Origin of the sequence: Lactobacillus sp. UCMA15818 (assembly GCF_030400225.1) — a bacterium.
Classification (GTDB): Bacteria; Bacillota; Bacilli; order Lactobacillales; family Lactobacillaceae; genus Liquorilactobacillus.
In genome coordinates, this window is sequence record NZ_VJYB01000002.1 from 343,821 (window position 1) to 367,341 (window position 23,521).

The following is a 23,521-nucleotide window of genomic DNA, read 5'->3' on the forward strand; positions in this document are numbered from 1 at the left end:
AATGGAAACAGTTACAGTTTTAATTGTTACATATAATAGAAGTGACTGTTTAATAAAACTTCTTAAATCTTTACTTATTCAAAGTTACAAATTAGAGAGAATTGTGATTTTTGATAATAATTCAACAGATAAAACAACATGTAAGCTTCAAAAAAATGGCTATATAAAATCGTCAATTGTTGAGAAAAACAAATTATATATAAATAAGAAGGATAATGTAGAAACCATTTACCTAAAAAGTTCTAAAAATACTGGTGGCTCTGGTGGATTTTATTCTGGTATGAAAATGGCTAACAGTTTTGGCTCTGATTATATTTGGTGTATGGATGATGACGTATTGCCAGATGAGGGTTGCTTAAATGAAATGTTGTCATCCTTCGACAAAAATGTTGGAATTGTAATTCCAAATAGGAGTGATAATTATTTTAGCGATAATGCTATAGTGGACTTTAATTTGAAAAATCCTTTTTTGTTTAGACTTGGAATGCAAAAGAGGATTATTAGTAGTAGTGATATTGGCGATAATTCAATTGAAGTAGTTGATATGCCTTTTGAAGGTCCATTAATTAAGTCTGATATTATAAACAAAGTTGGTTATCCTAATAAAGACTTCTTTATTTTGTTTGATGACACTGAGTATGCATATCGGTGTCGCAAATATGGGCTGATTATTTTTAATACAAGAGCTCATTTGCATAGGCAAATACGACCAGTTGTAACTTTTCCAAAAAAGAAACGTATGAACTGGAAAGATTATTATTTCTATAGAAACCAATTCTTTTTTGAGAAAAAATATGGTGAGAATTTTGCTGTAAGGAATGTAAGAAATTTTTTTTTAGTAATAGATTTATCCGTACGAGCTATTGCTTTACGTAAGTGGTCAAATTTGAGAATCATATATTTAGCATATTTAAATGGTGTGGCAGGTAATTTAGGTGATAACTTTAAAGGGAAAAAATAAATATGAAAATAAAAATTTCAAATATATATATATTTATCATCTACATTATATTAACTTTTAATTTAGGTATTTTTTACTTTAAAGAGATCCCAAATTTATCATTATATGTTTCTTCAGTATTAACAGTTATAATCTTTGTATTATTTCTAATTTTTGAAAAAAAAGGTAAAAATATTGCTAAAAAAAGGTCAATTGAATTGATCTATCTGATAGTTCTTTATGGTTACTTAATATTTCAATTTCTCAGATCACAAGTATACAGTACAACAAATATTTTTACGGCAATGTATGTTTTATTGCCTTATCTGTACCTTTTACTTGTATTTCCTATTAAAGAAGTAATTGCTCGTAAGGGATTAATTAAGATTTTAAAAAATATTGCTTTTTACGATTTAATAGCAACTTCTTTTAGATTTTTTATTTGGTACTTGTATAATTATCATTCAAGCAGTTTTTTTTCTATTTTATTTGATCAAAATGGGAGGGAATGGACTAAATCGAATGGAAGTATTAGATTAGCAGCAACTGCTTTTAATGGAATTTCATTTGTTCTTTTTGCTTATATATTAATGAATAGTAAAAAAATGAAGAATAAGTTAATGTCAATGTTAGGCATTATTATTTTAGGCTTGTATGCATGTTTTGTATATATGTCTAGAAGTCAGCTGATTAGTTATTTTATCGTTCTATTAATAATGTATTTTGTAAAAAATATCCATTCTAGAAGTGCTGTTTTGTCATACATGCTTATGTGCATATGGCTAGTATTTCTTTTCTACACACCTTTTCTACAAAATTTTTTAAATTCATTTAGTTTAGGTAGCTCTCAAGGAAGTTCTACATATGCTCGCTTTTTAGAACTGCAGTATTTTAGTGGATTAATGAAAGAAAAATATTTTGGTGTTTTTTTTGGAATTGGAATTTTAAATGATTCTAATTCTTTAAATGCTTTAAAGTTTTACTTGTCAGATCTTGGAATTATTGGACAATATTTTCGTTATGGAATAATAGGTATAATTATTTTTTGTTATCCTTTCATTATGGCTTTTTCTAAGAGATATTTAGGAAGAAAGTCTTGTTTCAATTTGTTAACAATTGGGACTTTGTGTTACACAATTTTGGCATCATTTATGTCACAAAGTATCTTTGATAATGTACGAATAATAGCTCTACCATTCTTATTAGCCATTATTTGGTCGGAGAAGCCATATCAAGCTATTACTAAAAAATAATATTAGAGTTACTTGTATAGCTAGCATGTGATTGGTACTTTAGATAATTGGTCATAAGTCAAAAATGTAATTTAATTACGGGGAAAATAATTCTATATCAATTGATTAAAGGCAATGATAATTAGACGTTATACTGTAGTACTTAACAAGCAAAGTAATATTTGATTGGTGGGTCAAATCATAATAATATGAGGAGAAATTAAAGGTGAAATTAATAAAATTAGAAGGTCATTCTCTGAAAAAATATCAAAATGCAGTTTTGAGTGTAGCTGTAGACGTTATAGAAGTGTTAGAAAAAGAACATATTAAGTACAGCCTTACTGGTGGAAGTGCGCTTGGTGCGGTAAGGCATAAGGGATTTATTCCATGGGACGATGATATTGATATAAATATCCCAAGGGAGGATTATAACAAACTTTTACGGGTTTTTGATAAGTATTTAGGGAATGATTATTACATACAGACTCCTTTAAATTCTCCGCAAATTGGACTATTATTAACGCAAATTAGAAAAAAAAATACAATTGCTAAAAGAAAATATGACCTTTATGAGGACGAAAAGAAATGTGGTATTTCAATTGATTTATACGTAGTCGAAAATGTTTTTAATAATAAATCTCTTCGGTGGATACAAACTTATTTTAGCCTTTTCTTTGCTTTCATTGTGTCATGCAATAGATCATTTAAGAATAGGGGAATACCTAAACAAGTTTTTAATGAGGAATCTAGGAAGTTAAAATATGGTGTATTAAAATACATCATAGGTTTTTTATCACAAATATTACCATTGACAATCTACATTAAATTGTCAAACGTTTTTTTTTCGTTATGTAAAAACAATAAATCAAAATATGTATCCGTACCTTCTGGTAGAAAACATTTTAATGGAGAGCTGGATTTGAGAGAAAACCTGTGCAAATACAGAAAGTGTAGATTTGAGAATGAGTTTTTTAACATTCCATTTTATGCCGAAAAATATCTAGAAAAATTTTATGGCAATTATATGAAAATTCCCTTGGAAGAAAAAAGAGAACAGCATATTTTTTTAAAATTAGAATATTAAGTAAAATAAATTTTTAGTTGGAGTTTAAATTTGTCTCAAAAACATTAAAAATAGGGGATGCGAAATGAATATAGCAGTTATTTTTGCTGGTGGCGTTGGAAAAAGAATGAATAGTAAAGAATTACCTAAACAATTTTTGAAGATACATGGTAAGCCAATAATTATTCATACATTAGAATTATTTGAAGAGAGTTCTGAAGTGGACGCTATCATTGTTGTGTGTGTAGAAAGTTGGATAAATTATTTGAATAATTTGATTAATAAATATAATTTGCACAAAATTAAAAAAGTAGTCAAAGGTGGTAAAACGGGACAAGAATCTATATATCATGGATTAGTAGCGGCAGAAAAAATAAGTAAAGATAGCAGAGATATTGCTATAATTCATGACGGAGTTCGTCCATTAATAACTTTAAAAACAATTCATGATAATGTTAAATCTGTCATAAAAAATGGCTCAGCAATTACATCTATCAAAGCTAAAGAAACACTACTTATTGTTGATGAGGATGAGGCAATAGACACTGTTCCAGATAGATCTCATTCAAGATTAGCTCGTGCTCCACAAAGTTTTTACTTAGAAGATATTCTTGCTGTACACAAAAAAGCAATCAAAGACGGGAAACTAAATTTTATTGACTCATGTTCAATGATGAAATTTTATGGTAAGACGCTTTTTCTAGTTGATGGACCGCAAGAAAATATAAAAGTAACCACTCCGGATGATTTTTATATAATGAGGGCTATGTTAGATGCAAAAGAAGATGCGCAAATATACGGAATTGGTGATTAATTTATGGGGAATGAGATATTAAAAGATGATATAGCTAATTTTATAAAAAGCAAACAAATTGAATTTAACGAATTTTCTAATAAGGTTTTCTTTATTACTGGAGCCACTGGTTTGATAGGGTCATTAATAATTAAAACATTATTGTGTATTAATAGGACGAAAAAATTAAATATTAAAATAATTGCTGTCGTTAGGAATGAAATAAAAGCCAAAAAAATTTACAGATCTTATTTGCCTTGTGACTCTCTTTCTTTCTATAAAGTTAATTTGGGTGTAGACAAGATAAATTTTACAGGGAACATAGATTTTATTGTCCACGCTGCTTCCATAACGTCATCTAAATTAATAATTGATAATCCTGTAGGAACAATAAGAACTGCAGTTGATGGTACCCGTGATGTACTAGAATTTGCCAAAAGAAGCAACATTGATTCAATGGTTTATGTTTCATCTATGGAAATTTATGGTCAAATACTAAAGAATGGTAAAGTTTCCGAAGAAGATTTGGGTTATATTGATTTAACCAATCCAAGATCTTCTTACTCAGAAGGAAAAAGAATGTGTGAGATGCTGTGTACTGCATATCATACACAGTATGGATTGAATATAACTTCTGCTAGGTTGGCCCAAACCTTTGGTGCTGGAATTTTATCAACCGAAAATAGAGTTTTTGCTCAATTTGCCAGAAGTGCAATTAGAGGAGAAAATATAGTTTTGCATACAAAAGGTTTATCAGAGGGAAATTATGTTTATACAATGGATGCAATTTCCGCTATTTTAGTTTTATTGCTTAAAGGGAAACCTGGAGCAGCATATAATGTTTCAAATGAGAACAATCATACTACAATTAAAAATATGGCTAAAATAGTAGCTGAGGAATTTTCATATGGGAAAAGCAAAGTTGTAATTGATATTCCAGATACAAATTTTGGATATGCGCCCGATGTAAAAATATGGTTAGATAATTCAAAAATTAAGTCTTTAGGTTGGACACCTAAAGTTGGGTTAAGAGAGTCATATAATAGAATGATTATGTATATGAAGCTAGAATGATTTCTAGAGCTAAAGTATTTATTTATTAGTTAGGTATACTTAATGATATTATTTCATATAAGAATTATATGATATTGGGGAAGGAAATGTATATATGTCTGAAAATAAAAAAAGGTTATCAGGTCATAGGCATCATCATCAAAGTAAAAAAAGAAAAATTTGGAGCATTGTAATTGCTTTACTTATTTTATTTTTCGTAATCGATGGTTTAATAATTGCCAAGGTGTATAACGATACTAGGAGTGCCGTTGATACTACATATCATAAGGTTAAAAACAAAAGTGAGCGAGATGCTACAAGAACTATCAGTAATGGTAAGCCATTTTCCATCTTACTTTTGGGGACCGATACAGGAGACTATGGACGTACATATAAGGGACGGACTGATACGATGATGGTCGCGGTGGTGAATCCAAATACGAAGAAGACGGCTTTGGTAAGTATTCCACGTGATACAGAAGTTGCTATTCCCGGTCATGGCTTTGAGAACAAGATTAACTCTGCCTATACATATGGTGGAACCAGTATGGCAATGAATATCGTGCAGAGTTATCTGAATGTTCCCATTGATCATTATATTGAGATGAACATGGGAGGTTTGGTCCAGTTATCTTCTGCATTGGGATCAATCAAGGTAAAAAATGACTTGGACTTCACTAATCTAGGTTATCATTTCAAAAAGGGTACAGTGACAATTAATAAAAGTAATATTCTGGCGTATACACGAATGAGATATCAAGATTCTCGCGGTGATTATGGACGGCAATTGCGCCAGCGACTGGTGTTAGAAGGACTTGTTAAAAAAATTGCGACTGTTCAAGGTATCACTAACTATCAGAATATTTTATCAGCCCTTTCCAGCAACATGAAGACCGACATCACATTCAATGAAATGAAGACGATTGCGACCAAGTACCGTTCTGCTGATAAAGTTAAGCAGATTCAGCTTCAAGGATATGGTAAGATGATTGATGGAATCTCATTTCAGGTCGTTCCACAAAAGAACGTTGACGCTGTAACGACCGAATTAAAAAGTGCATTGGAACTGACTAAATAAACAGTATAGGAGTAGATTGATGAGTGAAGAAGCAAATAATGAGACAGTGATTGATCTTCGGCGATTGTTTGTCTTACTTAAAAAGAATTATCTAGGGATTATTTTGTGGGGTGTTCTTGGAGCCATCGTAGCTATGCTGGTTTCCTTTATATTAATGACACCCAAGTATAGTGCTTCAATTGATTTATTAGTTAACCAAAAGGCAAGTAATCAAAGTTTACAATATAATGTACAGCAAGCAGATCTGCAGGCAATCAATACTTATAAGGATGTTATCCAAAAGCCAGTTATCTTAGCTCCTGTCGTGAAGGAATTGCGCCAAAAGGATAATTATTCGGGATCAGTTGAGTCACTTGAGAAATTAGTAGCGATTTCTAATGAAACAAATTCGCAAGTGGTGACTGTCACCGTTACTGATACGAATGCATATACCGCTGCTGATCTTGCTAATACGATTGGTAAGGTCTTCAGCCAGAAGATTAAGAAGATGATGAAGGTCGATAATGTGACGGTCGTTACCAAGGCAACTGCAGATACAGATCCAGTGTCTCCTAATAAGAAGCTTAACTTATTAATTGGAATCGTTGTTGGTTTGCTAATTGGAGTGGCAATCGTTGTTATCAAGGACTTGCTTGATACAACTGTTCGTGATGAGAAGTTCTTAGTTGAAGAACTTGGACTTACGAGCTTGGGTGCAATTAGTCATATTCAGAGTAAGAAGTATCGTCGAGTCGTTAATGTCGTGATTGGTGGCAATGTAGATGGTGAAAAGCTTTCACGACGCAGAGTATAGGAAGGAGGTCAAAAATAATGTTTGGATTTAAGAATAAAAAGAAGAAAAAGAAAGAATTGTCAATGGATTCAATGCAGAACGGTGTTGAAATGATTTCTGCTGCCGATCCAAGTTCAGTGATTGCTGAACAGTTCAAGACAGTCCGCACTAATATTCAGTTCTCTAATGCTGATCATCAGTATCGCAATATCCTTTTGACCTCCTCGATGGCTTCAGAAGGTAAGTCGACGATTGCTGCGAATCTAGCAGTTACATTTGCAAGTCAGGGCTTAAAGACTCTCTTGGTTGATGCCGATATGCGTAGACCAACAATCAACGCAACTTTTAGCATTGCCAATCCTAAGGGGCTGACTAACTATCTGACAGACCGTGACTTCGATGTCAATCAGGCAATCTACGAGACTTCAATCGAGAATCTCTTCGTTATGCCAAGTGGACCGGTACCGCCTAATCCAGCTGAATTATTGAACTCGAAGCGGATGGATCTCCTAATCAAGGCACTCTCGGAGCAACTCGACTTGGTTATCTATGATGCTCCACCATTGTTATCAGTAACAGATGCGCAGGTGCTCTCAACCAAGGTCGAGGGTACAATCCTTGTGACACGCCAGAACACTACTGAGAAGGAAGCCGTGAAGCATGCTGTCGACTTATTGAAACATGTAAATGCTAATGTCATTGGTTCAATCTACAATGATGTTCATGCAGAAGGTGGGAGTGGATACTATGGCTATTATGGAGACGGATACTACGGCAAGTCTGACAAAGAGTAATAAGATTATTGACCTGCATTGTCATTTAATCCCTGGGATTGATGATGGCTCTCCTGATCTGGAACATTCACTAGAACTTGCGCATCAAGCCGTTGCTGAGGGAATAACACATATCTTGGCAACTCCGCATCATTTGGATGGTGATTATGTTAACCATCGAGATGATGTAATTAAGCACGTTACTGATTTTCAGCGTGAACTAGATCATCACGGAATACCGCTTGTTATTTTTCCTGGACAGGAAGTTCATATTAATGGAGACTTGACTGAAAAGTACGATGATTTACTGGGAATTGATGAAGATAAGAAGTACATGCTGATTGAATTTCCTCATGGCTCAGTTCCTGCATACGCTAAGCGTTTATTCTTTGAGTTGCGTAAGCTAGGAACAACTCCGGTGATCGTTCATCCAGAACGCAATCATGAGATTCAAGGAGATTTGAATCTTTTATATGATTTTATTGCTGATGGGGCGTTATCACAACTGACGGCAACCAGTTATGTCGGTGGTTTTGGTGAGAAGGTTCAGCATATCTCTGAACAGCTCGTTGAACATAACCTTGTTCAGATTTTTGCATCTGATGCCCATGCACTGAAAGGTCGCAGCTTCGCATTACGAGAGGCATTTATGAAGTTGCGAACAGAGTTGGGACAGACCGAAGTTGATGAATTCGAAGGTAATGCGGAGAATTTACTTAATGGAATGCCAGTTTTTGCCAGAGATTATTCGCGGGTTGATAAGAAGAAAAAGTTTTGGCTTTTTTAGAAAAAGTATAGTATAAGTGGAGTAAGTATTTGTTTCTTAGATGAAATGGATGCTTATTTTTTCAATATAAATTTAATTGGCTAATCAATGTGAATGCTCATATAAATTAAAAAAAGTTTGCTTTGTTGAAGATAATATATCACTAAATTTGCAAATTAAATATTTAGAAAAGATTTCTTTTGTTTAGTAGTTTTAGGTATTAAAATATGATAGTATTAGTGGCAGTAAGTTGCAAGTCATTATATTATTTATTATGAGCTGATTCTGATACTATCCAAAATCTTAATTAAATGAGGAAACATGCTTGTTCGTATTAATATAGAAAGGCTGTTTCAAGATTAATTTTTGAGATTCGGTATATTTTGAACCAGCCTTTTCCTACGTTTAGTCAAAGTTTACCTTTTCAATGTTGGTATTTTATTTTTAAATAAATTGCAAAAATGGTGCATTGGTTTCAAGAAAATGTTTTCGGAATAAAATTTATAATGGCTAGGCATAAAAGGTAGAGAAGATAAAGTTTGAGTTTTTGTTGTGTAGTAGATAAGATGGAAGCTAACTTAATGGAGTGTTAGCTTTTTAACTGCATAATACTTTTAAGGATTTTTGGGTGGTTGAATATAAAATGCTAGAGATATTTATTTTGGGCTTCATCGCTCCGCTAATTACAATCTGTTTTTTATTCTGCAAGTACTACTTCTTTAGAATATATGTTGTTTCCTTAGAGCATCAACTCTGGGCCGACATCATCTTCTATTTTTTCTTAGGTACTTTCTATTTTGTGGTGGAAAGCCTTACTTTTTTCTATTTTGAAATTATATGTTTCCAATATGTGGTTGGAATTACCGCCTTTTTTCTTGATGGTAGAATTAGAGGATACCTTGCTTTTGCATTGATGCCGCCAGTCCTAATGCTTGTAGAACTAGTGAATGGAATATATTCTCCGGCGACGATTCAGTATGTCTTCGTACTGATGGTTGCTTCCATTATTTTTTGTGAACTGATTAACTTTTTGGTTGATATTGACCTATTTTCGAAATATGCTACTTCGTTGGTTATAGCCAATATTGTGTCACCAGTCTTGATAGGTGCACAGTGGCGAAGTACTATTGGAACAAGTACGTCAGATGTCTATGTACCAATTTTAATTGGATCTGTTATTATTTTGAGCTTTGTCTATGGTTATTCTGCAGCATTGCAGCGCAAAGAAGTCCAGATACTAGAGCTTAGGTATGAAGCCACATATGATGGATTGACTAATCTCTTAAATTATAATTCTTTTGCCGATTATGTGACTGGTAAGAAGGAAGAAAAACCACAGCATCATGTCGTAGTCATGTTGGATATTGATAATTTTAAACAAATTAATGATACTTTTGGGCATTTGGAAGGCAACAATGTAATCAAGTTCTTCTCAACAAGTTTAAAAATCTTTTTCAATAGGAACTGCCCAAAGAATGTTGAAGTATATCGATTTGGCGGAGAAGAGTTCTGTATCTTATTCCAAGACCGAAATATTGAAGATTGCTTTTCATTGATGTTGCGGTTCCAAGAAGAACTTAGTGCAAAAAACTTTTTGACAGACGATAAACAAGCAGTTGCGGTGACATTCTCTGGCGGTGTTGCTGAAGCAAATGAATTTAATGAAATTGATCAGGCGGTAAAAGAGGCAGATATGGCCTTGTACTTGGCAAAAAGAGCGGGACGAGCGCAAGTTATCTGTCCTGCTTGCCAGATCTAATAATAGTTTTGTTTAAATTAACCTTGTGTTATGAGTACTATTCCAATTATAATGAAAAAGAATTAAAGGTTTAATAAAAGGGGATTAACGAGTGAAAAGATGGGGTTTGGGGATAGTAGTTATCTTATTTGGTTCGCTTTTTGCGCTCTTGCTGGCTAACCAAAAGCCAAATCAGATAACGAACGCTAATAAACAGGCTAACAATTCAACAATTCTGGCTAAAAAGGGTTTGGAAAAGCAAGGAACCTCTTTTGCTTTACAGAACAGTAATAAGTTAGCAAAACTGCAAGAAGAAAAAACACCGACGGCTGCTATAAGTAGTACTGCACTGTCGAGTCCGGCTAAATTGGCGAGTAGTGTAGATGATAACAGTGCTCGCATAACAATCGCTGGTGTTTTATCACAGAAAAGTGGGGCAGCTTTGAGCGACCAAGTTGTATATGCTAAAAGCTCGACTGAAGAGATTAGGCTTTCTACGGATGGAGAAGGCGATTTTTTTGTGCATTTATTAAGTAACCAAAACTATACTTTGACCACTTCGAATGGGATGCAGCTCGGCAGCATTACAACTGGTGCTACTAAGAGTGTTGTCAATGATGATGGCGTAATTGAACTCGGAAGAACATTCAAAAGTGAATCTTCTTCCGGTTATGTGCAGCTTAATTCAAATGTTATTTATTTTCCAGAATCTGAGATATCTTCGGCAAGTAGCACTAGCATTATTGTCAACGGAATACAGAATGTATACGTTGGTGATATTGTACTTGCAGATGAGAGCCTGAATCATTTGACAGCAGTGGCTATTGAGGTAACCAGTGTTCAATATGAGAATAACAAAACAATTTTAAATGGTACACCGCTAGCCATGACTTCAATCTTTCAAGAAATTCATTCAGGAAGTTATGGGAGTTTTGGTACAGTGAAAGTCACGCCCAACACACAAGTTGCAAGTCGCAACAATAATGATGGCAATGACAATCAGAATGAGAACAGTCTAGTAGTCAATGATGGACAAGGCAGCACATTCAATGTGGAAGTAGGGCTGACACCATCCCTGAAGATTGATTATTCAAACACAAGTGGGACAAAGCAGATTGCAGCATCGTTTAAGACGACTGCCAAAGTTCAAGGGAGTATTAGCGCAGGTCGAACAAATTCCCAAAATTATGATATCGGCACTGCAACGATCACAACTGATCTTCCTTTTTTATCCGTTACGGTACCGTTAACCCTAAATGAGTCTTTGCAATCCGTTAAGGAACACAGTGTAAATGTCACAGGTGAGTATACTTCAAGCGTAAATTTGCAAATCAACGGTGACAAACTGACGAAAACAGCTAGTCATACTGCCGCTGTTAATTTGTCTGGTGGCACAGATTCGTTGAGCCTAAGCTTGGGTGTCACAGCTGCCCCAAGTATTTCAATGGCAGGAAGCGAACTGCTCAACATAAATGCTTGCTCAGGCTTTAGTGAGAATGTAGATGCTGCTGCGAACGAGACTCAAAGTAGTCATTATAGTGATGAGATTGAGAGCCCATTTTTGGAAAGGTCATATAGTTCAGCAGATGATATTCCCATTTTTAAAACGGCTGATATGCAGATAAATACTGCTACAGCAGACAATGTAAGCGACATAACTTTGGCTCCGGGAGAAAAAAAGATACTGTATTTGCCAGATTATAGTAGTGGTAACACTGACTTAACTCTTAACGAGAATGGTCCAATCACGGTTACAAAATTAGCAAGCGGTGTATATGAAGTGGTCGCGAATGCGGCGGCTGTGCCTGAAACGAGTGCCAATCTTGCATTTTTGGATGCTTCTTCAAATGGACATCTTGTTAATAGTAAGGGGCAACTTACCGTAAACATTGTCAACGCAGACAAGACTAGTATCAGTGGTCGTATACTAGATGCTTCGAAGCAAACGGGAATCCAGAATGCACAAATAACCTTGATCAATGAAGCGACTGGTGCTACTTATAGGACAGTCTCCAACGCTAACGGCGAATATGTGCTAGAACTGCCAAGTGGTAATTATCAGAGTACGGTTACAGCAAGCGGGTACCAATCTGCGAATGCAGTACTCGGTAATATTGATACAGAAGGGTTGAAGCATGACACTGAATTGTCTTTGAATGTTTCTAATCTTCATGGAGTTATTAAGGATTCAGTGACAAGCGCGAAGATTGCTGGAGCGTCGCTATCTTTTAGGGCGGGTGCTGATAATACGATAAGTGAACCTGTAGCAAGCAGCGTTACTGATGAGAATGGCGAATACCATCTTAGTCTGCCTGCAGGTGATTACACAGTTGCGCTAATGAGCAATGGTTTTGTTACGGGCTATGAAAATATTACTGTGGGTCAAAATAGTGAAGATACTGAGGTAGATGGTCTGCTGGCTAAGGAAAGTACAGACTTTAGCAGGTAAGCTTGTAGTAATCTGGTTTTTGAATTCTGACTTAGTTGAAGTTAGTTTATACTTTTAAGACATTAAATTAAGGTTGTGATAATTTATATGCTCAGTGTATTGTTTGTTATGGTATTGATTCCTACATCGATTGTTGGCTTTATATATGAGTTGTGCGTGTTAAGTGAAAGCGAAGAGATGCAGAAAGTACATTCACTTTTCAAATATGCTGCATTGCTTTTTTTGTTCGTTGTACAGGAATATTTTATTGCATATATAACATACAATACCGTTGGCTTTATCTGTTTTCAGTATACAATCAGCATTGCTACCTTTATGATTTCTCGTAAATTTGCATTGATCACAGGTTTGTTCACGCCGATTGTGATCAACTTATTTTTGTACAATATTGGTGAATTTACGCCTTTATTTTGTGTACTGAGCTGTGTGGCTGTGTTGTTTGTCTTTCAGGCAATGAATGCTTTCTTAGATAAGTCGTTCACTGTTCAGCTTTACCGGTACAGCGGGACCTTGATTTTAATTAGTTTATTGACGATGAACCCTGCTACGGGGACTTTTACTATTCATTTTTACACTGTGGCGAAGTTTTTGAAGGTGTTTTTAGGATGTCTGCTTATTATTTGGTTTTCATATATTTTCTTTAGAGAAATCGAGCAGAAGAAAAATCGGATAAGTGAGCTGGAGTACATGAAAGCTCACGATAAATTGACAGGTCTTTATAATTATCGGGAATTCAGAAATAATTTGAATACTATAGATGAATCTTCTGATAAGAATTATCTTGCTGCAATGCTGGATCTTGATAATTTTAAGAAGTTCAATGATGAATTCGGACATGACGAGGGAAATAGGTTTCTTGAGAGTTTTGCGAAAAAGCTGGTGAATTATATGCGAAGAAATAATGATACTAATGTAACTGTTTATCGCTTCGGCGGTGAAGAATTTTGTATTCTGATTAAGAACACACCTGTTGAAATGGCTCATATAAAGTTAAACGACTTCATTATTTTCTTACAGGCAGATAAGTATAAAACCAATTCAGGAAAAGAAATGCGTGTTTCTTGTTCTGCGGGTATTTCAGATGCACGTAAATTTGACTCAATCTATGCCGCTGTGAGAGCTGCTGATGATGCACTTTACCAAGCTAAGAGAGAAGGAAAAGGACGTGTTGTTACTAATAATATAGGGGACAGCCTTAGTTTACGAAGCATGGTTTCTGATTCTGCGCAATAGTACATCTTCTGAGATTCAGGCCATAAGTGGTAAAGATTCATAATTGTAAGAGAGAAAGGTGTAAAGTAATTATGTTTTGGATTATTATATTTCTAGTAATTGCCGGTTTTCTTGCCGGTTTACTGCAGTCTGTGGCAGGATTAGCATCATTAGTATCTTATCCAGCGCTGTTAATAGTAGGCGTTCCTCCGGTAATTGCCAATGTTACTAATACAACCGCATTGATTTTTTCGGGAATTGGTTCACTAATCTCTTCATCCAAGGAATTGAAGGGACACTGGAAGAAATTATCATTCTTTATTGTTTTGTCGCTGATTGGAAGTGTGGGTGGAAGCTACTTACTGTTGCATTTGCCATCTGCATCGTTTGAGAAAGTTGTGCCATTTTTTATTTTTGGTGCGGGAGTTCTTTTGTTGCTGTCTAGTCGTAAGAAGAAAGCGATTGATGGTAGTAGTCTGGCTGGAAGTAAGAACTTACAAGGTACATGGAAGCTGATTATTAGTGCAATTTGTATAGTTCTAGTTGGGGGATACACTGGTTATTTTGGAGCAGCCGGCGGTGTGTTATTCCTTGCAATTCTCTCGGCAATTACAGATGAAGAATTTCATATTGTAAATGCAATGAAGAACGTAATAACTTTTGTCGGGAATTTAACTGCAACATGCATCTTTATCTTTAAGTCACATATTGCATGGCACTATGTGATTCCAATGGGTATAGGATTGCTTGCTGGTGGTTATGTAGGACCGATTATTGTGAGGCATGTCAATATTCATTTGTTGCGGATTCTAATTGCTTTTGCCGCCTTTGGACTTGCTGCTTATTTGTTGCTTGCTGCGTATTAGGTTAAGTGAGAGTGCCAACAGGTGAATTGGAGCATTAATTATGAGTAACACATGATTGAAAAAAGAAGGTATTCAATTATTATTGAGAAATATCGTTCACTAGGTCTGAAAGAGGTATGACCCGTATTTGATTTCAGATATCAACGGAAATGTTTCATCAATTGAATTTCAAAGTGCAAAAATTATTAATGAATTGAACAAAATAGAATGGTCTGAATTTAGTGTAGCATTCTAAATTTAATTAAAACAAAACATCACAGTAAGAAGACTTTTCATTTTCTTACTGTGATGTTTTATTTTGTAATATTCCTATATGTCAGGTTTTACCTAATTATTCGAAAATCGGTGTATTCGTTGTTTCTACATATTTTGCAGAGATTGGTGTCGTATAGAGTTGTTCACCAGTCTTATTGATAAAAATCCCAAGTTCAGCTAAATCTGTCATTGCTTTTTGAATGACTTCTTTGTTCAGATCGCTATTTGCATAACTAAGACGGAAGTGATTCTTTGTTTTACCAGATTGACTGCCAAAAACCATGTCTAATTGTTTCATTTGAATTCCTCCTAATTTTTATTTAGTACCTTTGAAGTTATTTTGCAACTTTTTCAATGGTGGTAAGCTTTGTTTCTGAGATCTCATCAGCCAGCAAAGTATTTAAGATTGCGGTGAAAGCAATAATGTTCGCTTCTGTTAAACCGTCTTTAAGATTATTAAAAGAATGCTTAATTTCTGAGCCATCTGCACTGACACCTGTTGTTGCGATACTTGATTTAACCCATGCTTTACTCATGTAAAACACCTCCAGTTTTATTTTGTAAGTGCTGCAGCTGCTTACACTTATACAAACGAAAGCAAAACTAAAAATGTTAACCTGATTTTATTTTTTTGAGAATCCGAACTTAGAGTGTGTTTTGCTATGAATAATCCACAGTTACCTAGAGAATTCTGACCCATGGAGTATGTTTATTCGGAATTAATAATGAGACTGAATTTAAAATCCGATTTATGACTCAGTTCGTTAGAAGAGCATTCTAGATTGTTGAAAAAATAGAGATTAAAGTAGTTTAAAAAAATAAAATTAGTTTTCTTGAAACTAAACAATATTGCGCTTACATTAAGAAAATACATAAAAATAGTACAGTTAACTTTTGAAAGCAAGAAAAAAAGTTCAAATCAGCAGAATCATGTTACAAAAGCGGACATGAAATATAGCGATAAAATTGACATTCTAAGAATATGATTATAAAATCATTAATACATCAAATGAAAGGTGATGTTTGTATGAGTAGTGTTTTTAGAAAGAAAAGTGTAGCAGAGCTTACAAGTGGGGTAACTCCTCTTAGACGTACACTGCGCACTGTGGATCTGACATTTCTAGGAATTGGCGCTATTATTGGTACAGGGATTTTTGTTTTAACAGGTAAGGGTGCTTTAACAGCTGGTCCTGCATTGTCTTTATCATTTTTAATTGCCGCTATCTGTTGTGGATTTGCTGGTCTGTGCTATGCAGAATTTGCATCAATTGCTCCCGTTGCTGGTTCGGCTTATACATATTCCTATGTAGCATTTGGTGAAATTGTTGCTTTTATCATTGGTTGGGATTTGATTTTGGAATATGCATTAGGTGCCGCGACGGTTTCAGTTGGGTGGTCTGGGTATTTTGTTAACCTCTTGGACAATATGGGGATTCACATACCGACCGTTCTTACTGCAGCCGCTGGGACAACACCTGGTGTCAATACATTATTCAATTTGCCAGCATTCCTAATCGTTATCTTAATTACTTGGATTATCTCGATTGGGATTAATTCAACCAAGCGTGTTAATGATACAATGGTTATTCTGAAGCTTGCTGTTATTGTATTGTTTATTGTATGTACCGTTTGGTATATCAAGCCACATAATTGGGTACCATTCTCACCTTATGGCTGGTTCTCAACACATGCTGGCGCGAAAGCCGGGATTATTCCGGCAGCATCAATTGTGTTCTTCGCCTTTATTGGTTTTGATTCTGTTGCTTCAAGTGCTGAAGAAACAATCAATCCAAGCAAGACGTTGCCACGTGGTATTTTGATTTCACTTTTGATTTCTACGGTACTCTATATTATCATGACGTTAATCATGACAGGTGTTGTTAAATACACTGTATTCAGTAAATATCTGAATGCTCCCATCTTGGCGGTACTTGCTTCAACGGGTCAGACATGGTTATCAATTATTGTAAGTATCGGTGCAATTCTAGGTATGACAACTGTTATTTTAGTTCAACTTTATGGTCAATCAAGAATTACTTATTCAATGTCGCGTGATGGATTATTTCCTAAGTTTTTCGGTGAAGTTAATGAGAAGTATAAGACACCATTCAAGGGAACTTGGTTCTTCGGCATTATTACAGCCATTGCAGGTGGATTAATCAACCTGAATATTTTATCAGAACTTGTAAATATTGGTACCTTGACAGCCTTTATTTTAGTTTCTGCAGGTGTTCTCTGGATGCGTAAGTCACAACCAGATCTTCATCGTGGGTTCCGTGCACCAGGTGTTCCTGTAACTCCAATTATTGCTATTATTTTCTGTTTAGTTTTGGTTGCCGGACTAAACTGGGAAACTTGGTTAAGGTTCCTTGTCTGGTTTGCAATTGGGATGGTTCTTTACTTCACATACGGTCGCAAACATTCATTAATGAATTAACATAATTAAGATTAGGATAAACAAAAACAACAGCACGTTAACATAAATTTTAATATTTCATGAGAGGGTTGGACCAAAGGAAACATTTTGGTCTAGCTCTTTTGTTTGACTCCATCCAAGGATTTTCCATAAGGGAGTGTGCCATAAGTTGGGAAAATTTGAGTACTAACTCGAAATTACGAACATAGCAGACACTTTGCTATGAGTAATTCGAAGTTAGACGGAGAGTTTTGACTTATGAAACACGTTTATACGGAATAAATAGAGAACTGAATCAAAATTTAACTTTTGATCCAGCCCCATTCTTAGATAATGAGTGCAAATTTCAATCTAAAAAAGAAATAAAAGAATATACAGCAAGAACTTCTTCTCTAATTAGTAATATTATAATATACTTTGTTGTTAGGAAATTAAGAAGGGGAGCGAGAATCAAATGAACAATAATAAAGAAAAGCTTTTAAGTGTTTCCATTGAGGAACGCCGGACATCATCTTGGGATATGTTTGCAACATGGGTGGGTGCAAATGCTAATAATGGTACGTGGTATATTGGGGGAGTTCTTGCAGCGTGCGGCTTTTTTGCTGCAATAAATGTTTTGGTGTTCTCATCGGCTTTATCGTATCTTTTCTTATCATTGATTGGTTTCATAGGTTACAAGACGGGTGTTTCAACAATGGGTATCAGTCGGGCCTCGTTTGGAATTCGGGGAAGCTTCTTGCCATCATTGATTAATTTTACACAATTTATTGGATGGACTGCGGTCAATACTTTTATTGCTGCTACATCGGTTAGTTATCTCTTACATGATCTAATGGGCTTGCCATTATTTGGGCACTCTGGTGGCAATATCGGGATGTTCCTAGGAATTGCAGTAATGAGCGTTCTACATATTATCAGTATTGCAAGTGGTTCACGCTCTGTTCAATTGATTGAACGGATTGGGATAGTTCTAGTATTTATTTTTGTATTTTGGGAATCAATCGTTGTATTTAAGACGGTGTCACTTGATCAGATTGCTGCATGGCATGTGCCAAGTAAGCTCAAGATGAACATTGGTGCAGCAATCGATACAGTCGCAGCTTTCAACCTTGCTTGGGTAACTGCTGGTGCTGATTTTACTCGTTTTACGAAGAAGAAGAGCGGTTCAACCACAATTCCTTTTGCAGGTGCATTAATTGGGGTTCTATGGTTTGCATTTATTGGTTTGGTTGCAACAATCAGCATTGCAGTTGCTTCAGGTGCATATGACCCGAATAACTCTGATCCCAGCACAATAGCAAGTAAATTGGGTCTGGGAATCATTGCGCTGCTTGTTATTATTTTAACCAGTATGACTGCAAATGCTGTTAATTTGATGGCCGCAGGTTCGGCTCTTTCAAATGTTTTTCCAAAGTTGAGTTTGAAGATTTCCCTCTGGATTGTTGCTTTACTGGCTACGATTGTGACTTTTATCCCAATGATTTTGGGTAGTTTCTTAGATGCCTTCACTGTTTTTCTTGATTATATCGGAATGGTGCTTGGTCCGATCATCAGCATTATCATAGTAGATTTTTATATTTTGAAGAAAAAAGAATATCAAGTAGATGAATTAACAAAGCAAAATGGAAGATACTGGTATCATGGCGGGATTAACTGGCTTGCGGTTATCACATGGATAATCGGTGCAGCCTTCTTCTTTGTTTTACAAAAAATTACTTTTTTAAACATCACAGTTGGGGCAACATTTATTGATATGCTGCTTAGTGCGGTATTATATTATATTTTGATGAAATTTATGGAGAAAAGGAGAGATTAGATGCTAATCAGCAATGTTCATATTGACAATCAGCAGGAATTGAAAAGTATCCGGATTGAAGATGGTAAATTTGCAGCGATTGCAGCCAAATTACAGCCAAAGGCAGGAGAAGAGGTGCTTGATGGCGGAGGTCATTTATTGTTGCCTCCCTTTATTGATTCGCATATCCATCTAGATGCAACTCTGACAGCGGGGCAGCCGGAATGGAATCAGACAGGTACTCTCTTTGATGGAATTAGAATCTGGTCGGAGCGCAAAAAGAGCTTAACCATTCGAGATGTTAAGGAACGTGCGCGCAAAACAATCTATCAGCAGATTAAATTTGGAATTCAATTTGTTCGCAGCCATGTGGATACGACAGACCCTAACTTGATTGCCCTACAAGCATTATTGGAGCTTAGAGAAGAGTTAAAAGATGTTGTTAACTTACAATTGGTGGCCTTCCCGCAAGAGGGTATTCTGTCATTTCCAAATGGTAAGGAACTATTGGAGCAAGCTCTCAAGGAAGGTGCAGATGTTGTCGGTGGGATTCCGCATTATGAATTCAATCATTTTTATGGTGCCGATTCACTCAAGTATCTGGTCGGCTTGGCAGAAAAATATGATACATTGGTTGACGTCCATTGTGATGAGATCGATGATCCCGCGACACGGAATCTTGAAGTTCTTGCAACCTTGGCGTATGAGTCAGGATTGAAGAATCGTGTGACAGCAAGTCATACAACAGCCATGGGTTCATACAACGATGCATATACCTATAAGTTATTCAGGTTATTGAAGATGGCAGAAATGAATTTTGTCTCTAATCCACTGGTTAACATGCACTTAGGCGGACGCTTTGATACATATCCTAAGCGGCGTGGACTAACACGTGTCAAGGAATTGTCAGAAGCGGGAATCAACGTGTCTTTTGGTGAAGATGATGTGCAGGATCCTTGGAGTCCCTTAGGCAATGGGAACATGTTGGACCCAGTCCATATGGGTGTCTATGCCGCACAGTTAATGGGGTATGAGCAGTTGCAATCTTCATATAATTATGTGACCTATAATGCAGCTAAGACTCTGAATATTAGTGAAAAGTATGGAATCAAAGTTGGTTTGCCAGCAAATTGTATTTTGTTAAATGGAGCAGACTTTTACAATGTATTGAACAAACACGCAGAGGTTCTCTACAATATCAGAGGTGGGAAAGTTTTAGCCAAGACTGTTCCGGCACAAACTGAGCTGTTTCTAAAATAATTGAATAATTTAGATTGTTATTTGCGCAGAAAGCAGCCAGTTAAAGTTGCTAAATTGTAAGTAAAGTTGCAATATAAGGGTATAGTTACTGAAAAGGAAGTGCAGATAATTATGGTTGAAATGATGAATGCCGTTGGATACACAGAGCATTTGCCGATATCTGACGAAAAAAGCTTGTTTGATTTCAAGACAATCAAACCAACGCCTAATGGTCGCGACTTGTTAGTTAAGATAGAGGCAATTGCAGTGAACCCAGTTGATATTAGTATTCGTAAGAATGAAAAGGAACAGCTGGATGAGAGTCATCCGAAAATTCTTGGTTGGGATGCGCTTGGTGAAGTTGTTGATTGCGGTGGTGAAGTTCGTTTGTTCGAAAAGGGAGAGCGTGTCTTCTATGCTGGTGCAGTTGATCGTCCAGGGTCTAATGCAGAATATCAGCTGATTGATGAACGCCTCGTTGCACTTGCACCAAGGAAGTTGACCCAGCAGCAAAGTGTTGCGATGCCGCTAACCTCATTAACGGCTTGGGAAGCATTATTTGAGAAGCTTCAGATATCAAGAACTAATAGAATTGAAAATGCAAAGAAAATGATTCTGATCATCAATGGTGCCGGTGGAGTGGGGTCGATTGCTACCCAACTTGCTGCTTGGGCAGGACTTAAGGTTATTGCAACCGCATCGAGAGAAGAGACAATTCACTGGACATTGGCACATGGTGCAGCTGATACGATTAATCACAGAGTTGACATGCCAACTCAGTTAAAAGCAAAGGGAATTGCTGGGGTTGATTATATCTTGCAGCTTAGCGATATCGATGGACATTGGGCAGAGATGGCAGAAATGATTAAGCCTAATGGACGAATTACTTCAATCACAGGCAACCAAGCACCACTTGATCTGGGGTTATTGAAACCTAAAAGTGTCACTTTTTCATGGGAATGGATGTATACCAAGTCTTTCTACCAGCTGCCGGAGATGATCTCGCAGCATGAGATTCTTGAACGGATTTCAACAATGCTGAATGATGGTGTCCTCAAATCGACCGTGACGGAAGTGTTGCATACAGTCAATGCCGCAACCTTGCGCAAGGCACATAAGATGATTGAGACTAATCGCACGATTGGCAAGATTGTTATCTGCAATTAATGGAGCTATATCACATGAAGTCATATTTTCTCTATCATAATTTTGGAGGGATTCTTAATGAAAAAGGCACTTATACTTGTGAACTTAAAAGATACACAGGTGGAACAACTGAGGACTAAGTATCCAACTGTTGAATTTACAACAGACCCAGGCGATTATCTGGACGCGGAAATTATTCTGGGATGGAAAGTATCTCAAGCGGATGAATTGCTTAAAAGCAAGAAACTCAAGTGGGTTCAAGCAAAGTCGGCTGGTGTCGATTATTTTCCACTAGAAGAGTTTGCAAAACGCAAGATTAAGCTGACAACTGCTTCTGGCCTACATTCACGTTATATTGCCGAGACTGTTGCGGCATATTTGCTGATTGAAAATCGTGGATTAAGACCTGTTATCAAGAATCCAGGAATGTGGGATGAGCCAGAGGTCTATGAGACTTCTGAACAGACTGTGCTGATTTTTGGAACAGGTAATATTGGCAAGGAGATCGCACGCTACTGCCATTTCTTTGAGATGAAAACAATTGGTGTCAATCGTCACGGCGCAGATACTCAATTGGCAGCTGATTTCGATGAGATTATCAGAATGGATGAATTTGAAGCGACTAAGGATAAGTATGATGCTGCATATGTTATCAATATTCTTCCTGGAACCAAATCTACCAATAGATTTTTTAATAAAGACAGTTTGAAGAAAATTAATCCAGGATACTCTTTCATTAATGTTGGTCGCGGAACCTCAGTGGTTACCTCTGATTTAGAACACCTATTAGCTGATGACTATATTAAGAGTGCATATCTGGATGTCTTTGAAGAAGAACCGCTCAAGCAGGATTCACCACTGTGGCATTCGCCTAAAATTATATCAACACCTCATATTTCAGGTTTAATGGCACATTTTAAGGAGGAGCTTCTTCCTTTATTTGATGATAATCTTGAGAGGTACTTAGCAGACGAGCAATTACACAATTTAGTTGATCTGGATGCAGGTTATTAGAGTAATCATTATTGATTTTACTAATTATTTATTGTAAAATTACATCATTGAATTCTTAATATTGACTGTGAGAGAATGAGTAATCTTCGGATTTTCACAAGAGAGTCGCGGTAGCTGAGAAGCGATGCAGGTCTGGAGGCGAATATGGTTCTTTAGAAGTCTGAGATGGTGAGTTGATCAGTAATAAGCCATTATCCGGTTAAAACCGTTATTGATTGATATCTTAGATATTATAAGGGACCAGTATGGTCTGAAGATTGGTGGTACCGCGCTTGAGCGCCCTTTCATTGAAGGGGTGCTTTTTTTATTGCAGTCGATTTTAAGAGCAATAAATAATTTATTAATTAAGGAGATGTATTACTAATGTCAAACAAGAATAGGTCTGTTCAAACCGTTGTAGCTACAGGGATTGGTGCTGCAATTATCTTTGTCTTAATGAAGTTCATTGCCATTCCAACAGGTATTTCAAATACACAGGTGAATGTAGCTGAAGGGTTCTTGCCATTATTAGCTGCAATCTATGGACCAGTTGCGGCTGGATTAGCGATGTTTATCGGCCATTCTTTAAATGACTTTGTTACTTATGGTTCGCCTTGGTGGACATGGGTCATCGTTGATGGTTTGGTTGGGGTAGCTTTTGGGTTATTCAAGCGTCAATTAGACATCCAAAGTGGCAAGATCTCAGCTGCTAAATTAGTTCTTTTTAATGTATACCAGATTGTAGTTAATTTTATTGGTTGGGTTTTGCTTGCTCCAACGGGTGATATTTTGATTTATCATGAACCAGCAAGTAAGGTATATCTTCAAGGAGTTGTAACTTGGTTGTTGAACAGTGCTTCTGTTGCAATTATTGGGACAATTCTTTTGATATTATATGCAAAAACAAGAACAAAACGTGGCAGCTTGAAGAAGGAAAAGTGA

General features: G+C 36.0%; 21 protein-coding genes. 19 read left to right on the top strand and 2 right to left on the bottom strand.

What is annotated here, in order from left to right:
- Position 1: 1 nt before the first annotated feature.
- The 13 genes from FFX44_RS04680 to FFX44_RS04740 all read left to right on the top strand — a co-directional run bounded on the left by FFX44_RS04680 (position 2) and on the right by FFX44_RS04740 (position 14,735).
- On the top strand, positions 2-961 hold the full coding sequence (locus tag FFX44_RS04680) for a glycosyltransferase (RefSeq protein ID WP_289978376.1): 960 nt from the start codon (positions 2-4) through the stop codon (positions 959-961).
- A 2-nt stretch (positions 962-963) separates the two neighbouring features.
- On the top strand, positions 964-2,193 hold the full coding sequence (locus tag FFX44_RS04685; protein ID WP_289978378.1) for a hypothetical protein: 1,230 nt from the start codon (positions 964-966) through the stop codon (positions 2,191-2,193).
- A gap of 205 nt (positions 2,194-2,398) precedes the next feature.
- Positions 2,399-3,256, top strand: a complete 858-nt coding sequence (locus tag FFX44_RS04690; protein ID WP_289978380.1) for a LicD family protein — start codon at positions 2,399-2,401, stop codon at positions 3,254-3,256.
- A gap of 64 nt (positions 3,257-3,320) precedes the next feature.
- A complete protein-coding gene (locus FFX44_RS04695) occupies positions 3,321-4,049 on the top strand; it encodes an IspD/TarI family cytidylyltransferase (protein ID WP_289978382.1) in 729 nt (242 codons plus the stop codon).
- A 3-nt stretch (positions 4,050-4,052) separates the two neighbouring features.
- Positions 4,053-5,102, top strand: coding sequence for an NAD(P)-dependent oxidoreductase (locus tag FFX44_RS04700; RefSeq protein WP_289978383.1), 1,050 nt, complete (start codon positions 4,053-4,055; stop codon positions 5,100-5,102).
- 94 nt (positions 5,103-5,196) lie between these two features.
- Positions 5,197-6,159 (top strand): LCP family protein, encoded by a 963-nt coding sequence (locus tag FFX44_RS04705; RefSeq protein ID WP_289978385.1) that lies wholly within the window; start codon positions 5,197-5,199, stop codon positions 6,157-6,159.
- 19 nt (positions 6,160-6,178) lie between these two features.
- Positions 6,179-6,952 carry a Wzz/FepE/Etk N-terminal domain-containing protein gene (locus FFX44_RS04710; protein WP_289978387.1) on the top strand — a complete coding sequence of 258 codons (774 nt, stop codon included), beginning with the start codon at positions 6,179-6,181 and terminating at the stop codon, positions 6,950-6,952.
- Between the two features lie 17 nt (positions 6,953-6,969).
- On the top strand, positions 6,970-7,725 hold the full coding sequence (locus FFX44_RS04715) for a CpsD/CapB family tyrosine-protein kinase (protein ID WP_289978390.1): 756 nt from the start codon (positions 6,970-6,972) through the stop codon (positions 7,723-7,725).
- Positions 7,679-8,491, top strand: coding sequence for a CpsB/CapC family capsule biosynthesis tyrosine phosphatase (locus FFX44_RS04720; RefSeq protein ID WP_289978392.1), 813 nt, complete (start codon positions 7,679-7,681; stop codon positions 8,489-8,491). Before FFX44_RS04715 ends, FFX44_RS04720 begins: the two co-directional genes overlap by 47 nt.
- Positions 8,492-9,113: 622 nt before the next feature.
- On the top strand, positions 9,114-10,229 hold the full coding sequence (locus FFX44_RS04725) for a GGDEF domain-containing protein (protein ID WP_289978394.1): 1,116 nt from the start codon (positions 9,114-9,116) through the stop codon (positions 10,227-10,229).
- A gap of 91 nt (positions 10,230-10,320) precedes the next feature.
- A complete protein-coding gene (locus FFX44_RS04730; protein ID WP_289978395.1) occupies positions 10,321-12,657 on the top strand; it encodes a carboxypeptidase regulatory-like domain-containing protein in 2,337 nt (778 codons plus the stop codon).
- A gap of 177 nt (positions 12,658-12,834) precedes the next feature.
- Positions 12,835-13,890, top strand: coding sequence for a diguanylate cyclase (locus tag FFX44_RS04735; protein WP_289978396.1), 1,056 nt, complete (start codon positions 12,835-12,837; stop codon positions 13,888-13,890).
- 71 nt (positions 13,891-13,961) lie between these two features.
- On the top strand, positions 13,962-14,735 hold the full coding sequence (locus FFX44_RS04740; RefSeq protein ID WP_289978397.1) for a sulfite exporter TauE/SafE family protein: 774 nt from the start codon (positions 13,962-13,964) through the stop codon (positions 14,733-14,735).
- A 331-nt stretch (positions 14,736-15,066) separates the two neighbouring features.
- Here FFX44_RS04740 and FFX44_RS04745 read toward each other — a convergent pair whose 3' ends face one another.
- Together FFX44_RS04745 and FFX44_RS04750 are read right to left on the bottom strand one after the other, a co-directional pair.
- Positions 15,067-15,288 (bottom strand): DUF2922 domain-containing protein, encoded by a 222-nt coding sequence (locus FFX44_RS04745; protein ID WP_289978398.1) that lies wholly within the window; start codon positions 15,286-15,288, stop codon positions 15,067-15,069.
- Between the two features lie 37 nt (positions 15,289-15,325).
- Positions 15,326-15,526, bottom strand: coding sequence for a hypothetical protein (locus tag FFX44_RS04750; RefSeq protein ID WP_289978399.1), 201 nt, complete (start codon positions 15,524-15,526; stop codon positions 15,326-15,328).
- Between the two features lie 491 nt (positions 15,527-16,017).
- Between FFX44_RS04750 and FFX44_RS04755 the strand changes: the two genes are divergently transcribed.
- The 6 genes from FFX44_RS04755 to FFX44_RS04780 all read left to right on the top strand — a co-directional run bounded on the left by FFX44_RS04755 (position 16,018) and on the right by FFX44_RS04780 (position 23,521).
- A complete protein-coding gene (locus tag FFX44_RS04755; RefSeq protein ID WP_289978402.1) occupies positions 16,018-17,427 on the top strand; it encodes an amino acid permease in 1,410 nt (469 codons plus the stop codon).
- 433 nt (positions 17,428-17,860) lie between these two features.
- Positions 17,861-19,222, top strand: coding sequence for a cytosine permease (locus FFX44_RS04760; protein ID WP_289978405.1), 1,362 nt, complete (start codon positions 17,861-17,863; stop codon positions 19,220-19,222).
- Complete coding sequence (gene codA, locus FFX44_RS04765; protein WP_289978406.1) at positions 19,223-20,461, top strand: cytosine deaminase; 1,239 nt, start codon at positions 19,223-19,225, stop codon at positions 20,459-20,461.
- A 111-nt stretch (positions 20,462-20,572) separates the two neighbouring features.
- The gene (locus FFX44_RS04770; RefSeq protein WP_289978407.1) at positions 20,573-21,607 is read left to right on the top strand and encodes a zinc-binding alcohol dehydrogenase family protein; all 1,035 of its coding nucleotides are present in this window, start codon (positions 20,573-20,575) and stop codon (positions 21,605-21,607) included.
- A 57-nt stretch (positions 21,608-21,664) separates the two neighbouring features.
- Positions 21,665-22,600 carry an NAD(P)-dependent oxidoreductase gene (locus FFX44_RS04775; RefSeq protein WP_289978408.1) on the top strand — a complete coding sequence of 312 codons (936 nt, stop codon included), beginning with the start codon at positions 21,665-21,667 and terminating at the stop codon, positions 22,598-22,600.
- A 363-nt stretch (positions 22,601-22,963) separates the two neighbouring features.
- Positions 22,964-23,521, top strand: coding sequence for an ECF-type riboflavin transporter substrate-binding protein (locus FFX44_RS04780; protein ID WP_289978409.1), 558 nt, complete (start codon positions 22,964-22,966; stop codon positions 23,519-23,521).